This is a genomic window from Salegentibacter echinorum (assembly GCF_900129445.1).
GTDB lineage: Bacteria > Bacteroidota > Bacteroidia > Flavobacteriales > Flavobacteriaceae > Salegentibacter > Salegentibacter echinorum.
In genome coordinates, this window is sequence record NZ_FQVT01000001.1 from 781,509 (window position 1) to 796,486 (window position 14,978).

Here is a 14,978-nt window from a genome sequence, read left to right on the forward strand (position 1 = left end):
TAATAGTACTGGGAGAAGCTGTAAAAATATTGGTACAATAGTATTACATTTGTTACTTTTGTTTCCCTATTAATACAGAAGAAATAGCTGACTATGAATATACACGAATACCAAGGAAAAGAAATATTAAGCAGTTTTGGCGTGCGCATTCAGCGTGGAAAAGTTGCTCACAATTCTAAAGAAGCTGTAGATGCAGCAAAAGAACTAACCCAGGAAACCGGAACCGGATGGCACGTAATTAAGGCGCAGGTACACGCCGGTGGCCGTGGTAAAGGTGGTGGTGTAAAACTCGCAAAAAACCTTAAAGAAGTAGAAGAGGTTGCAGGTGAAATTATAGGAATGAACCTGGTAACCCCACAAACTACTGCCGAAGGTAAGAAAGTAAATCAGGTTTTAGTTGCTGAAGATGTGTATTATCCCGGGGATAATGAACCTGAAGAATATTATATGTCTGTGCTGTTAAATCGTGCAACAGGTCGCAATATGATTATGTATTCTACTGAAGGTGGTGTGGATATTGAAACCGTAGCAGAGGAAACTCCAGATTTGATCTTTACCGAAGAGATTAATCCGGCAACAGGACTTCTTGCATTTCAGGCGCGTAGAATTGCGTTTAACCTGGGACTTAGCGGAACGGCTTTTAAAGAAATGACCAAGTTTGTAACTGCTCTTTATACTGCTTTTGAAAAATCTGATTCTTCTCTTTTTGAGATCAATCCGGTTTTAAAAACAAGCGATGATAAGATTCTTGCTGTAGATGCTAAGGTTACTTTAGACGACAACGCACTTTATCGTCATAAAGATTATGCTGAAATGCGCGACACCCGTGAAGAAAACCCAACCGAAGTTGAAGCAGGGGAAGTTGGACTTAACTATGTTGACCTGGATGGTAACGTGGGTTGTATGGTAAATGGCGCCGGACTTGCAATGGCAACGATGGACCTTATTAAGCAAGCTGGAGGCGAACCTGCAAACTTCCTTGATGTTGGTGGTACTGCCGATGCAAAAAGGGTAGAAGAGGCTTTTCGTCTTATTTTAAAGGATGATAAAGTTGAAGCTATTCTGGTGAATATCTTTGGAGGTATTGTAAGATGTGACCGTGTAGCGCAAGGTATTGTAGATGCTTATAAAAATATGGGTGATGCGATTAACGTACCAATTATTGTACGTTTACAGGGAACAAACGCCGATATCGCAAAAGATCTAATTGACGAAAGCGGATTTAAAATCCATTCAGCTGTACAATTTCAAGAAGCAGCAGATAAAGTACAGGAAGTACTTAAATAAGAGGAATTTTTATATTATATAATTCAAAACCCGGTGTATAACCGGGTTTTTTTATTTGACGTGTTTTTGGGAATTTATTGAGATAATCTTTTTGAAGATTGAATTATTTACCATTGTATCTTTTTTGATCAATCATTTTATCTGGATTTTGTCTTACATCAAAAACATCATTTATAAATATTTTATCCTCTTTAACCCTATAGATAATCTTATAGTTTCCGCTAAGTAAATATCTATAACTTTGATTGAATTTATCTAAATAGGATTCGATTTGACCAGATTCTGGATTAGAGCTAAGTTGCTTTGTTGATTGGAGAATTTGCCAGCGAATTTTGTGGGCAATTCTTCGGGTAACTTTTACTTTGTAATATTCAAAAATACTTTTCAAACTGGCAATGGCAAATTCTGACCAAACTATTTTCATAATTCTGAACTTACCATTTTTCGGATAATTTTTCTAATTCAGCTTGAGTTTTGAATTTACAATTTTCAAAATCCTTCTCCGATTTTCGAATTCTATTTTCAAATTCCTCCCTGGAAAAAGGCTTAAAATCAGATACATCGTTCTTTGTTTCTAAGATATAATTCTCAATTTTATCCAGAACCTCTTCATCCTGAATCTGAACAAGATAAGTAATTAAATCTAATTTTCGGGTTTGTAAATCCATAATAAATATAGTTTATCCAAATATACCAAAATGCTTTTTTGATTAATCCCTATTTTAAAGAAAGATTTTTTACTACACAACTGTCTTATAATCAGAAAAATGTCTCTTTTTTTCTTGTCCTAAACACTTTTGCTTCTGGCACAACAATCATTAAATAATCATTTCTGATTTTTCCTGAGTATCTCTTCAATTACTCTTCTTTATCCGGATACCAGTTTAACAAGCGCACTTCAATATCTTTATTTCCCTGGTTTACCAGGCTTTTAAACTTATCAACATCGGCAAAACCATCTTTTCCCCTGTAGTGGTAAGGAATCACAACTTTAGGATTAAATGCCAGGACACCCTCAGCAGCAGCTTCTACTGTCATGGTATAAGGCAGGTTCATTGGGATAAGTGCCAGCTCTATGTTTTTTAAATTTCGCATTTCGGGGATATCTTCAGTATCTCCGGCTATATATAAACGCTGTCCGTCTTTTTCAACTACATAGCCATTGCCACGTCCTTTTACATGAAAAGCATCTTCTTTTTCCGGTAAATTATACATTGGAATCGCTGTAATTTTAAAGTCAAGGATATTTAAAGATCCGCCATTATCTAAAACCTGAAGCTTTGCAGACATTTCCCCGGGAAGTTTTTCTTTCACTGTCTGCGGAACAATGATATCAATATTCTGCAAGTCTAAACCTTGAAGTGTTTCAACGCTTAAATGATCTCCGTGAATATCTGTGATTAAGATAAAATCTGGATTTGCTTTTCCTTCAAAAGCTTCTGCACCACCAACGGGATCAATGTAAAAAGTAACATCTTTCCAGTTAATTGCCGCCGTGGCATGCGAAATAGGCTCAATTTCTATTTTAGCGGTATCTTCTTGATGCTCAGTATTTTCTAAAACTCCTGCTGAAGAAGCTTCAGCCTGCTCTTTTTTATTATTCTTACAACCGGTCACAACTAAGCTGGCCAGAAGAAAAGTGTATATAAATTTCATAACTAAAAGATTAAATTGCTCCCGAAACTTTTAAATCCTGAAGCCGGTTTTTATTAAAAGTAAATAATTTATAACAAAATGTAGGTCTAGCTTGTCGAAGACGTTATTTAAAACGCTTCGACAAGCTCAGCGGGACAATTTAATTCATTATGCGTTAACTTACATAAAATTTTATAGAAGCGCTAACCGCATTTTTATATCTCCGCGGCTATAGGGATTGTTTTCTTCAATAGGAATCTCTTTAAAACCATATTTCTTATAGATATAAATCGCATTTTCTAATTTCCGGTTAGAATATATAATCAATTCATCCCAGTTTTGCTTTTTAGCAAACTCTATACTGTATTTCATTAACTTTTGACCAATTTTTCTACCCTGATGTTTGGGAGTAATTGCCATTTTTGTCAATTCAAAAACCCTATCTTCAATTTTCATTAATGCCACGCAGCCTATAATTTCTTCCTGTTCTTCCACAAGAAAAATTTTTCCGCCGGGTTTTATAATGAATTTTTCCGGTTGGCCTAATACTTCCTTGTCGTGAGGTTCTACATAGAAATATTTTTCTAACCAGGCAATATTTAAAGCTTTAAAATCTTCGGCATAAACCGATTCAAAAGGAATTATTTTCATTTAATTTTTATCTAAAAACTCCCAGGAAATGCTGGGAGTAAAGTTAATCTGCAACCTTGCTCATAAAATCTGTAATAAAATACGCCAGGGCTTTTCCAACCTGATCTTTATTTTGCTCGTTAGGAGCTGCTTCACAAAAATGAATGTATTTACAGTTTTTTTCCTCGGAAGCAATCTTTATGAAATTACGCATCATATTTAGCTCAAATCCTGAAGGGGATTTTGCGCTACTTGGGAAATTCACGATGGCGTCACAATCTACCTCCAAACCAAACTCCTGATTTTTTAGAAATTCCAAATGTGAGTAATATGCAGCCAGGTGTTCCTTTTTACTCAACAAATTTAATTCTTCAAAAAGCTGAAATTTAAACTCAGAATTTGATTTTATTTCTTCAAAAATATATTGTGGGGTATAATTTTTATGAAGTCCAAATATTGTATATTTTGCCAAATAATCATGATGTTTTGCATAGCTAAATCCGTTGCCACTATGTCGATGCTCCAGTTGTCTTAAATCTGTGTGCGCATCGATATTCAAAATATTTACAGGCTTATTGATTGCTTTAGAGGCACCTTTAATATTTGCAAAGGCATTATTATGTCCGCCACCAATAATGATTGGTATTTTTCCTGCGGAAACAATTTTTTCTATCAGCCGGCTTACTTTATCATCGATTTCTTCCACAAGATCGCCAAGTTTTGCATAATAATTAGGATCGCTGCTATCAATATTTCCTGCTTTTTCCATTTCAGGTTTACAATCTACTTCCCCAAGTAAAATAAGCGTATCCGGAAAAGTAAATTCATTATGCTGAATATTAAGCAAAGATTTTAAACAGGCACTCCAGGCTTTTGCAGCACCCGGTTTACCGTGATTAGCTCGAATCCCAATATCCTCTGGAATACCAAAAAGCACATATTTAGCTTTTGAATTTTCAAGATTTTCAAAAGCATCAAGAAAGTTTATTTTTTCTCCAAAACGAGTTTCTCCGTCACGTTTTGTTATCAATTTTTCTATACTTCGCAGATTATAAAGGTTTAAACTCTCCATTACTCTACTAATTTTCCATTTATATAAACTGCTTCAATGGAGTTTGTTCCAAAAGCATAGGGAAGAAAAGTATAGGACGGAATTTCTTTGGTAAGTATAAAATTCGCGTTTTTTCCTTTAGTAATAGATCCATGGGTTTCGCTAAGCTCCATGGCGTAGGCGCCGTTAATAGTGGCTGCGTTGATAGCTTCTTCCGGAGTCATTTTCATTTTAATACACGCCAGCGAAACTACCAGGTTCATATTTCCGCTGGGCGTACTGCCCGGATTAAAATCAGTCGCTAGTGCCAATGGTAACCCTGCGTTTAACATTTCACGTGCGGGGGAATAAGGAATACTCAAAAATAGCGAGCAGGAGGGAAGCGCCACCGGCATGGTGCTAGTGCCTTTTAACGTTTCAATATCTTCTTGAGTCATCACTTCCAGGTGATCTACACTAAGCGCATTATGTTCGATTCCTGCTTTAATGCCGCCAATAGCATTAAACTGGTTCACGTGAATTTTGGGTTTTAATCCATATTTTTTAGCTGCCGAAAGTAACTTATGTGTATCATCTACACTAAAATAGCCTTTTTCACAAAAGATATCGATGTATTCTGCGAGGTTCTGCTCGGCAACTTTTGGTAATATTTCTTCGATTACCAGTTTCATATAAGCATCGGGATCTTTTTTATATTCCTTCGGAATAGCGTGAGCTCCCAGGAAAGTAGCTTTAATTGGAAGCTCATAATTTTTCTGCAACTTTTTAATTACCCGAAGCATTTTTAATTCCCCTTCTTCGGTAAGTCCGTAGCCCGATTTTATCTCTACAGCGCCGGTGCCTAGTTTTATAACTTCTTCCAACCGTTTCGCCGATTGTTGGTAAATATCTTCTTCGGAAGTTTCTGCCAAGGTTTTCGCCGAGTTTAAAATCCCGCCACCACGGTTGGCAATTTCTTCGTATGAAAGTCCGTTGATCCTATCGGCAAATTCCTGCTCTCGGTTTCCGGCATAAACGATATGTGTATGCGAATCACACCAACTGGGTAGGATTATTTTACCTGTAGCATCTATGGTTTTATCGGCATCAATTTCGGATAGGGCATTCATTTCACCGTAATCGGCAATTTTATGATCTTTAACTAAAAGCCAGGCATTTTTAATACCCGGTAACTCTTTCATCTCTTTACCAGAGAGCTTTTCTACCGGTTTTTCCCTTACCTGAATTAATTCTTTAATATTGATAAATAACTGTTTCATTGTGTGGTTGGTTTTGTGTTAATTGGCGTTGGAAGCACTGGTTTAATCGTAATTAGTGATTATTCGTTGAATATCTCGTAAATATCCTGGTCAAATATTCCTGCAGTTAAAATTTCATCTTGTTTTACAATGGTATCCATTTCAAATGTTTTGTGTTTTTCAAGATTTTTATTGTAGTAGTTTAAAGCGCCAAAATACTCAGTAGTAAATACAATTTCTTTCGAAATAGGTTTTCTATATCCGCTCATCAGTGGGATGATTTTTAAATAATTGCTTTCTTTTGGAGGAGGGATTTTATCTGTAAAATCTACATAGACTTTATTGTTCTTTAAAGTTATTTGTATTGGAAGACCATCTGTTGCAGACTGTTTAAAGAGTTGTTCAATTTCGTCTCCATATTCATCAACGGCTCTTTCTACTGGTTTTCTCCAATTAAAATATTTCTTCTTACGATAAATGAAATTCAGTGTTTTTACCATTAGTATGGTAAATAAAAAAGTTAAAATGGAGGTCCATAAGAAATCATATTTTCTAATGGGTAATTGATAGAGAAAATTATAGAAAACAGGTACTAACTTTGGAACGGTTAGATCAATTATTAGACGAATTATATAAAAGAAAAAGAATATTACAATTCCATACAATATAGAATGAAATATTAATCTTTGGGATTCTAATCTCTGATATTTATATTTAAAATAATCATATTTTGTGATTACAAAATAACCGCTAATAAGAGGTAATATCCAAAGACTATAAGGCATTTACTCATTTTTCTTATTAAATCTTATACGCTTAACTAGTTTAGAAGTGGCAAGTCTGTCAACTTTTTTTAAAACATCTGGATTAGAGAAGAAAATTTTATGGTTTATATATAAAGCCCCCCTGTTATTCTCCCTAACTCCGGTATCCTCGCCCTTAGCGTTTGTTATAACTCTTTCGTAGTTGCTCATATCCATAGATTATATATCAAATATAGTTATAATTAATTTGGCATAATAATTAACTTTAAAACAACCTCCAAGCGAGTGTCTAAATTGTAAAGACCGACAACAGGATTTACCAGATTTTAAGAGTTCAGAGTAAACTAAAGTCTAAGATTGTTTTCAAAATGAACCTGATTATCGGTCTTTATAAACAGATATAAATTTAATTCTAATTCTTCAAAGATTTCATATCAATTACAAAACGATATTTTACATCAGATTTTACCACGCGCTCAAAAGCTTCATTGATATTCTGCATATCGATCATTTCAATATCTGAAACAATATTGTGCTCGCCACAAAAGTCCAGCATTTCCTGGGTTTCTTTAATACCGCCTATCACCGAGCCGGCAATACTTTTACGTCCGCCAATTAAGCCGCCACCGTGTACAGGATCCAAAGGTTCTATTGCGCCCACTAAAACCATAGTAGCGTCGCGTTTTAATAAGGCAACATAAGGGTTTACATCGTGACCCACAGGTACGGTATTTAGAAGAAAATCGAAAGTACCCGCCTGTTTCTTCATGGCGTCTTCATCCTTAGAAACCAGTACTTCATCGGCTCCAAGTTCTTTCGCATCATCTGCTTTAGAAGGAGAGGTGGTAATCATCACTACGTGTGCACCAAGAGCGTGAGCAAATTTAACCCCCATATGACCAAGGCCGCCAAGACCAATTACGCCGACTTTATCGCCTTTTTTTACATTCCAGTGTCTAAGCGGAGACCAGGTGGTAATTCCTGCACAAAGTAGAGGGGCAGCACCTCGCGCATCAATATTTTCAGGGACTTTAAGTACAAAATCTTTATCGACAATTACCTGTTCAGAATAACCGCCAAAAGTATGACCTCCCAGGTGCTTATCTTTACTATTGTAGGTAAGGGTAGCACCTTTCTCACAAAATTGTTCTAAATCATCTTTACAAGAGTCACATTCCTGGCAGGAATCTACCATACAGCCCACGCCCACGAGATCACCTTGTTTAAAATTCTTTACATTTTCACCAACTTCGGTAACTTTTCCAATAATCTCATGTCCAGGTACCACTGGGTAATTTGAATTCTTCCAATCATTTCTTACCTGGTGAATATCACTGTGGCAAACCCCACAGTAAGTAATTTCAATCTTTACATCATTTGCGGTAATATCCCTGCGCTCTATATCCAGAGCTTCTAAATTAGCGTCACTCGCCTGTGCGCCGTAAGCTTTTACTTTACTCATAACATTTATTTTTCTTAAAATAAAGACTATTATTTTTAATGACTATGGCTTTAACTTTTTTAACTTCAGTTTGATAACAGTATTTTTCTGAATTCGCAGATTAAGGATGGTTTATTAAGAAAAAAGTTTTTTATAATTCAAAATATTCAGTTTTTACTATTTCTTTATTCTGAAATTAAACGCTGTAAGATCAAGCGGATATTTAGGATTTTTATTTTTACATTAGGGCTTTTTAAAAATAAATTTTAAGGAACTTCTAGTTTTTTTGTGTGTAAAGATCATCGAAACTGAAGGCTAAAAAATAACAGGAAATGAAAAAACAACGCGGATTAAATACTATTTGTACGCATAGTGGGGAATTGGAAGACAAACAGCATAAAGGTGCAGTTTCGCCCTTGTATATGTCAACCTCTTATGCCTTTGAAGGAGTGGAGGAGAAGCGTTACCCAAGATATTTTAACACGCCAAATCAGGTAGGTTTGGCTAAGAAAATGGCCGCCCTGGAGCATGGGGAAGCTGCGATTATTTTTGGAAGTGGAATGGCTGCAATAAGCACATCACTCTTCGCTTTCGTTAAACAAGGAGATCACGTAGTGTTTCAGAATACATTATATGGGGGCACCAGCAATTTAATTACTGAAGAATTCGATAAATTCGGCATAGGTTACTCTTTTACAAAAAATTCTAAACCGGCATCTTTTGAAGAAGAAATAAAGGAAAATACCAAAGTGGTTTATATTGAAACTCCTTCAAATCCTTTACTTACTGTCACCGATATTAAGGCGATTGCTGAAATTTCGAAAAAACACGGCTTGGTGAGTATGATAGATAATACTTTTGCATCTCCGGTAAATCAAAACCCCATAGATTTTGGAATTGATGTGGTTTTACACTCGGCGACAAAATATATGGGCGGACATAGCGATATCCTTGCAGGAACTGCGATTGCTACTGAAGCTCACCTGGATAAAATATTTCAGAAGGCTAAAAATTTTGGCGGAAGTTTAAGTGATTTTACCGTTTGGATGTTAGAACGCAGTTTAAAAACACTTGGTCTTCGGGTAAAAGCTCAAAACGAAAATGCATTGGCCCTGGCAGAATTTTTGCAAAATGAAGAAAATGTGGCTAAAGTGTATTATCCCGGATTAAGTTCTCATCCCGATCACGAATTGGCAAAATCACAAATGAAAGGTTTTGGCGGCATGCTTTCTTTTGAATTAAAAGAAGGTTTAGACCCCGATCTTTTTCAACAGAAATTAAAACTGATAAAATCTTCCATGAGTTTGGCGGGCGTAGAATCTACTATGCTTTCACCTGCAAAAACATCTCACGCGTTATTAGCTCCTGAAGAAAGAAAAGCGCAGGGAATTAATGATGGTTTGATACGTTTTTCAGTAGGCATAGAAGAAAAAGAAGACCTAATGGACGATTTAAAACAAGCGCTGGAGGAAGTAAAGGTTAAAGTTTAGAAATTAAAGAGTAGAAAGTAAGAAATGTGTTTCTTAATGTTAGGACAGGAAGTTTTTTTCGAACTAAGAAAGTGATTATTGCAGAAAAATAATTTCTGAATATGTGTTGTTCGATTAGAAGTGAAAAATAAAAGCATGAAATTAGATATATTGGCGATTGGGGCTCATCCCGATGATGTGGAGCTAAGTTGCTCTGGTACTATCGCAAAAGAAGTGGATAGAGGAAAAAAGGTAGGAATTTTAGACCTTACCCGCGGGGAATTAGGTACTCGCGGTACTGCCGAAACAAGAGAAGAAGAAGCAAAAAACGCAGCAGAGATATTAGGGGTTTCGATGCGGGAAAACCTGGAATTTAGCGACGGATTCTTCGAAAACAATGCAGCTCATCAATTAGAAATCATTAAGGTATTAAGAAAATATCAACCTGAGATTATACTTTGCAATGCTATTGAAGACCGGCATATAGATCACGGAAAAGGAGCTAAATTGGTTTATGATGCCTGCTTTTTAAGCGGACTTCGAAGAATTGAGACTATAAAAGACGGTGAAAGTCAGTCAGAATGGCGACCTAAACAGGTATATCACTATATACAATGGAAAAACTTAAAACCAGATGTAGTGGTAGATATTTCCGGTTATATGGACAAGAAAATAGCTTCCGTTCTGGCCTATAAAACCCAGTTTTACGATCAAAATTCTAAAGAACCCGAAACCCCAATTTCCAGCAGTAATTTCTTTGAAAGTATAACCTATAGGGCAAAGGATCTTGGTAGGTTAATAAATAAAGAGCATGCCGAGGGCTACACCGTACAAAGATTACCGGCGGTAGATTCAATTTTCGATTTAATTTAAAAATAATTATTAGCTAGCTAATTGATTAAAAGAACCTTAAGCATAGGCTGGAGTAAAACTTTAAAATAGCACGAGTTTATTGACTTATTTTCTTTGTGAAATTGCTAAAATAGCCTACATTTGCATTCGAAATTTAAATGGTGGTTGTAGCTCAGCTGGTTAGAGCGCCGGATTGTGGTTCCGGAGGTCGCCGGTTCGAACCCGGTCTTCCACCCTTATAGACCCTTCAGTTCGCTGGAGGGTTTTTTTATTGAAAAAGGTTGTCAGTAACGGTTATTTTGACCGGATGAGAAGCCTGTGCTGAGCGTAGCCGAAGTGAAACCGGTCTTCCAACCTTATAAACCCTTCGGGTTACCTGGAACTTAAGCTTATAATTAAATAAAGCTATTGTCATAAGAATGAACTGTCATTCCGACGTAGGAGGAATCTTTTCTTTAGAACTTGAGTTTTTCGACTACTGCCTAAGGTAAGATAAAGAAGAAAGGTTCTCAATAACAATCCGGAATAGTAAGAATGCAGCGCTAAACTAAAGCCAAAGTTTTTAAGCTACTGCTCACTGAATATTGTTCACTGGAAGCTGTCTACTGAGACTGCTCACTGCCAACTAATTTCCTCCCTATATTCTAAAAACCCAACTTCTATTCCTATTTTTGCTAAAAATATAGGCCTGTTATGAATTCCAGAGAAAACCAATTAAAAGCATTCGATAGATTGTTAACCATTATGGATGAGTTAAGGGAGCAATGTCCCTGGGATCGCAAACAAACTATGGAATCCCTACGGCACTTAACCATAGAAGAAACTTATGAGCTGGGAGATGCTATATTGGATAATAATTTGGAGGAAGTTCGCAAAGAATTGGGTGATTTGTTGTTACACCTGGTTTTTTATGCAAAAATAGGGAGCGAAACTAAAGATTTTGATATTGCAGATGTTGCCAATGGAATTTGCGAAAAACTAATTAGCCGGCATCCCCATATTTATGGAGATGTAAAGGTAACCGATGAAGAAGAGGTGAAAAAGAATTGGGAGAACTTAAAACTAAAGGAAGGTAAAAAAAGTGTGTTAGAAGGAGTGCCACGTTCATTACCGGCAGTAGTAAAAGCCAGCAGAATTCAGGAGAAAGTAGCGGGAGTTGGTTTCGACTGGGAAAAACCACCCCAGGTTTTTGAGAAACTTCAGGAAGAGTTACGGGAATTTCAACACGAAGTTGCCAGCGATAATAAGGATAAAATGGAAGCTGAATTTGGCGATGTGTTGTTCTCTATGATTAATTATGCACGCTTTCTTCGGATAAACCCTGAAAATGCGCTGGAACGTACCAACAAGAAATTTATTAGTAGGTTTCAATATTTGGAAAAGAAAGCGGCAGGTCAAAACAAGGCCTTAAAAGATATGACTTTAGCTGAAATGGATATTTTATGGACAGAAGCTAAAGGTCTTTAGTTATTTCGTAAATACAATTAGATTAGGATGTATTTCCAACCTACTAAATTTTGAATGATTTTTAATCCATTGTAAACTTTTTTCAGTATAAAAAAATACGTGGGTGGGATCATCTTTATAATACCATTTTTTGAAATTTATTGCAGGTGAATAAAGCGAAGTTTTGCAATATAATTTTCCGCCCGGATTCAATTTTTCTGCCAGGTTATTAAATTCCTGTGCGGGAAGAAAAAAATGCTCCATCACTTCGCAGCAAATAATAAAATCGTAAGTTTTGTTCAGCACTGTGGTATACGGATGAAAAAATGGATCATATAAGGCAACCTCAAATCCTCTTTTTTCTAATTCTGTAGCGGCAACCGGTCCGGTACCGCAACCGTAATCCAAACCCTTGTTTTTTGTTGAGAAATCCTTCAAAATTCGAGAGGTGATAGGAAGAACAAATTTTTGGTATCGGGGATCTTTTACATCGTTATTATGAGTGAGGTAGCGCGCTTTTTCTGCATTGGGTTTTATATAAAAATCGGGAGTAAGTTGAATGCCTCCACAATTATGGCACTCAACATACTCCCGTGAATTAATACTATAAAATGCTTTGGTAGGAGCCGTGCAAAGAATACAATGCATGACTCAAATTAATAAAGCGTTTTTATTTTACGCAGTTTCTCCTGCCATACCTCTAATTGCGCCTTATGATCCTCTATGTTCTTATGTACTTTTTGCACCATAGGATTATCTTGATCTGCATTAGAGAAGAACTGCAAGTTATTCTCTAACTGGCGAATTTCAGCTTTAGTTTCTTCTATTTTCTTGGTTAGGAAATAATGTTCGTTACGCAGTTTTTTATCATCATCGACATCGTTAATGGCTTGTACTTTATTTTCATATTTAAGCATTTCTGCCCTGGTATGATCTACATCTAATTTATTAAAAAGTTGATCTAAAACTTTATTGAATTTCCCTTCAATAAACCGCTTGTTATACGGCACCCTGCCAATATTTTTCCAATCCTCTATAAATTGCTTGATCTTTGGAAGATCTTCTTTTTTATCTCCGCTATGCTCAAACGATCGAATTTTATCCAGAAGGGCTTTTTTCTTATCAAAAGCTTCAAACTCCTCTTTGTTCTCATCATTTCTATTTTCGTGTAACCTATCGAAATAATGGTTGCAGGCGGCTTTAAACTGTTTCCAAACTTTGTCGCTATCCTTTCTGGGAACGTGTCCAATTTTTTTCCAGTCAGCCTGGATTTTTTTCATTAAAGGGGTCACGGTTTTAAAATCCTCACTGTCTTTATTGTCTTCAGCAATTTGTATCAATGCTTTTTTGGCCTCCAGGTTATCATACTGCTCCTTTTTAAGATTTTTATAAAAAGCATTTTTGTTACGGTTAAACTTGCGAACAGATTGTTTAAAATCTGTCCAGGTTGCTTCGTTTTTACTTCGCGGTACTTTCCCCGCTTTAAAGAAAGCTTCACGAAGTGCCTCAATCTCCTTTATTTTTTGCTGCCATTTGTTATGGCTCTTATAATCCTGGTCTGCAATCTCACGAATCTTTGCGATTATTACCTGCTTGGCTTTCCAATTTTCTTCGTATCGCTCATCTAAGGTATTAAAATATTCCTGGCGTTTATCGTGAATTTGCTTTGTAGCATTGCTAAACCTATCCCAAATATCCTCCCTAAATTCTTTGGCTACCGGTCCTAATTCTTCTTTCCACATTTTATGAAGCATTTGAAGCTCCCTAAATGCACGGTTAATATCAGATTCCTGCACCAATTCTTCAGCACGGTCTATAACCTTTAATTTCTGCTCCAGGTTGTGTTTAAAATCCAGATCTCTAAACTCCCTGTTTAAGTGGAGAAAATCATAGAAATTTTCTACGTGGTGATGATAGGTATTCCAAACATTATTATATTTTTCCCTTGGAATTGGCCCGGCAACGCGCCAGCGATCCTGCAGGTCTTTAAAATGTTTATAAGTGGTATTTATATTCTCTTCAACATCAATAAGTCCCTTTAATTCTTCAATGATTTCCAGACGCCTTTCCAGGTTTTTATTCAGGTCTTGCTTAAGTTGTTTATAGTATTTGTTGCGTTTTTCCTTATAATCGAAATACAGGGAATTAAAGCGTTTTTTTAATGGGGTAGAGTAGTGGAAGTCAATTATATTTCCTCCATCTGCAAGAAATTCTTCTTTTTTCTCTTCTTCTTCCTCATTGAATTTTGCCGTAAATTCGGTTCTTATTTCAATAACGTGCTCTTTGATTGCCTGCACTTTTTCCTTCTTAAGCAACCTTTCAAACTCATCTACCAATTGCTCTTTGTCCATTGCATGATAATCTTTCTGCGGAATATCATGACGTTCTTTGGTCGTTTCATCTTCACTGTCTTCAGCTACTGAATCTTCCAATTCCTCCTGATGGCTTTTTTTGGTATTTTTCTTTTCTGAAGCTTCTTCTTCAGCTACTTCGCTTTCTTCGTCCTTCTGCTTTTCGTCTTTTGCGGCTTCAGTTTCTGCTGAGATTTTATCGCTATCTGGCCGGGTTTGCTTTCTACTTTCTTCCAGCATTGCATCCCCATCATCATCTTCCTCGCTTACCGCTTTATTTTCTTCCGAAGTATTTTTTTTATCTCCTGCTTCAGCAACTATGGCATCTTCCAGGTTATCTTCTTTAGATCTTACTTCATTTGCTCGTTCAGCAGGCGTTATAACTGCTTCTTCTCCCTTTGGAGCATCTTCTTTAGAAAATGAATTTTCCGTAGCATTTTCCTCTTTCTTTTCGTTTTCATCAGATGTTTTTTCTGCGAGCTTTTTCTCTTCCGGCTTGTTCAATTCATCTTTGGAAAACGCTTCTTTCTCTTTATCATTTTCTTGCTGAGACATATCTTTCAATGTTAAGGTTCTTAAAAATTCTAATTATCCTGAAAGATAGTAACTCCACTAAAATTGGGCAAACAATTCTGTTTTTTTGTACTATTTAGAATTCGTCTATTTCAGTATAAATGAGATTAAAAATTCTTGAAAATATCGTAAAATTTTTCAGTGTTGAAAGAATTTAGGGCACTGACTAAATAACCTAAAAATTCTGTATTATTTTAAGTGTTTAGCTGAAGAAAAAATGGAAATAAAAATAGAATGATGT

The 14,978-nt window shown here is 36.1% G+C and carries 15 protein-coding genes and 1 tRNA gene; 5 read left to right on the top strand and 11 right to left on the bottom strand.

Annotation, left to right across the window (positions count from 1 at the left end; translation table 11 throughout):
- Positions 1 to 93 precede the first annotated feature (93 nt).
- On the top strand, positions 94 to 1,287 hold the full coding sequence (gene sucC / locus BUA71_RS03510; protein ID WP_072876718.1) for an ADP-forming succinate--CoA ligase subunit beta: 1,194 nt from the start codon (positions 94 to 96) through the stop codon (positions 1,285 to 1,287).
- Between the two features lie 103 nt (positions 1,288 to 1,390).
- On the opposite strand, the gene BUA71_RS03515 is transcribed toward sucC, so the two are convergent.
- The 9 genes from BUA71_RS03515 to BUA71_RS03555 form a co-directional block, all read right to left on the bottom strand.
- A complete protein-coding gene (locus BUA71_RS03515; RefSeq protein ID WP_072876720.1) occupies positions 1,391 to 1,711 on the bottom strand; it encodes a type II toxin-antitoxin system RelE/ParE family toxin in 321 nt (106 codons plus the stop codon).
- Positions 1,712 to 1,721: 10 nt separating this feature from the next.
- Positions 1,722 to 1,955, bottom strand: coding sequence for a hypothetical protein (locus BUA71_RS03520; RefSeq protein WP_072876722.1), 234 nt, complete (start codon positions 1,953 to 1,955; stop codon positions 1,722 to 1,724).
- Between the two features lie 190 nt (positions 1,956 to 2,145).
- Complete coding sequence (locus BUA71_RS03525; protein WP_072876724.1) at positions 2,146 to 2,943, bottom strand: MBL fold metallo-hydrolase; 798 nt, start codon at positions 2,941 to 2,943, stop codon at positions 2,146 to 2,148.
- A 171-nt stretch (positions 2,944 to 3,114) separates the two neighbouring features.
- A complete protein-coding gene (locus BUA71_RS03530) occupies positions 3,115 to 3,573 on the bottom strand; it encodes a GNAT family N-acetyltransferase (protein WP_072876726.1) in 459 nt (152 codons plus the stop codon).
- Between the two features lie 43 nt (positions 3,574 to 3,616).
- The gene (locus tag BUA71_RS03535) at positions 3,617 to 4,624 is read right to left on the bottom strand and encodes a formimidoylglutamase (RefSeq protein WP_072876728.1); all 1,008 of its coding nucleotides are present in this window, start codon (positions 4,622 to 4,624) and stop codon (positions 3,617 to 3,619) included.
- The gene (hutI, locus tag BUA71_RS03540) at positions 4,624 to 5,862 is read right to left on the bottom strand and encodes an imidazolonepropionase (protein ID WP_072876730.1); all 1,239 of its coding nucleotides are present in this window, start codon (positions 5,860 to 5,862) and stop codon (positions 4,624 to 4,626) included. Before hutI ends, BUA71_RS03535 begins: the two co-directional genes overlap by 1 nt.
- Positions 5,863 to 5,921: 59 nt before the next feature.
- The gene (locus BUA71_RS17465; protein ID WP_139277054.1) at positions 5,922 to 6,341 is read right to left on the bottom strand and encodes a hypothetical protein; all 420 of its coding nucleotides are present in this window, start codon (positions 6,339 to 6,341) and stop codon (positions 5,922 to 5,924) included.
- A gap of 285 nt (positions 6,342 to 6,626) precedes the next feature.
- Positions 6,627 to 6,815 (bottom strand): hypothetical protein, encoded by a 189-nt coding sequence (locus BUA71_RS03550; RefSeq protein ID WP_139277055.1) that lies wholly within the window; start codon positions 6,813 to 6,815, stop codon positions 6,627 to 6,629.
- 202 nt (positions 6,816 to 7,017) lie between these two features.
- Positions 7,018 to 8,067: an NAD(P)-dependent alcohol dehydrogenase gene (locus BUA71_RS03555; protein WP_072876735.1), complete on the bottom strand. Its 1,050-nt coding sequence runs from the start codon at positions 8,065 to 8,067 to the stop codon at positions 7,018 to 7,020.
- 311 nt (positions 8,068 to 8,378) lie between these two features.
- On the opposite strand from BUA71_RS03555, the gene BUA71_RS03560 reads away from it, so the two are divergent.
- The 4 genes from BUA71_RS03560 to mazG all read left to right on the top strand — a co-directional run bounded on the left by BUA71_RS03560 (position 8,379) and on the right by mazG (position 11,834).
- Positions 8,379 to 9,536, top strand: a complete 1,158-nt coding sequence (locus BUA71_RS03560) for a trans-sulfuration enzyme family protein (protein ID WP_072876737.1) — start codon at positions 8,379 to 8,381, stop codon at positions 9,534 to 9,536.
- Positions 9,537 to 9,671: 135 nt separating this feature from the next.
- The gene (gene bshB1 / locus BUA71_RS03565) at positions 9,672 to 10,388 is read left to right on the top strand and encodes a bacillithiol biosynthesis deacetylase BshB1 (protein ID WP_072876739.1); all 717 of its coding nucleotides are present in this window, start codon (positions 9,672 to 9,674) and stop codon (positions 10,386 to 10,388) included.
- A 139-nt stretch (positions 10,389 to 10,527) separates the two neighbouring features.
- Positions 10,528 to 10,603, top strand: a tRNA-His gene (locus tag BUA71_RS03570).
- 457 nt (positions 10,604 to 11,060) lie between these two features.
- Positions 11,061 to 11,834, top strand: a complete 774-nt coding sequence (mazG, locus tag BUA71_RS03575; protein ID WP_072876743.1) for a nucleoside triphosphate pyrophosphohydrolase — start codon at positions 11,061 to 11,063, stop codon at positions 11,832 to 11,834.
- Here mazG and BUA71_RS03580 read toward each other — a convergent pair whose 3' ends face one another.
- Together BUA71_RS03580 and BUA71_RS03585 are read right to left on the bottom strand one after the other, a co-directional pair.
- Complete coding sequence (locus BUA71_RS03580; protein WP_072876745.1) at positions 11,835 to 12,461, bottom strand: class I SAM-dependent methyltransferase; 627 nt, start codon at positions 12,459 to 12,461, stop codon at positions 11,835 to 11,837.
- A gap of 8 nt (positions 12,462 to 12,469) precedes the next feature.
- Positions 12,470 to 14,719, bottom strand: a complete 2,250-nt coding sequence (locus BUA71_RS03585; protein WP_072876747.1) for a DUF349 domain-containing protein — start codon at positions 14,717 to 14,719, stop codon at positions 12,470 to 12,472.
- Between the last annotated feature and the right edge of the window lie 259 nt (positions 14,720 to 14,978).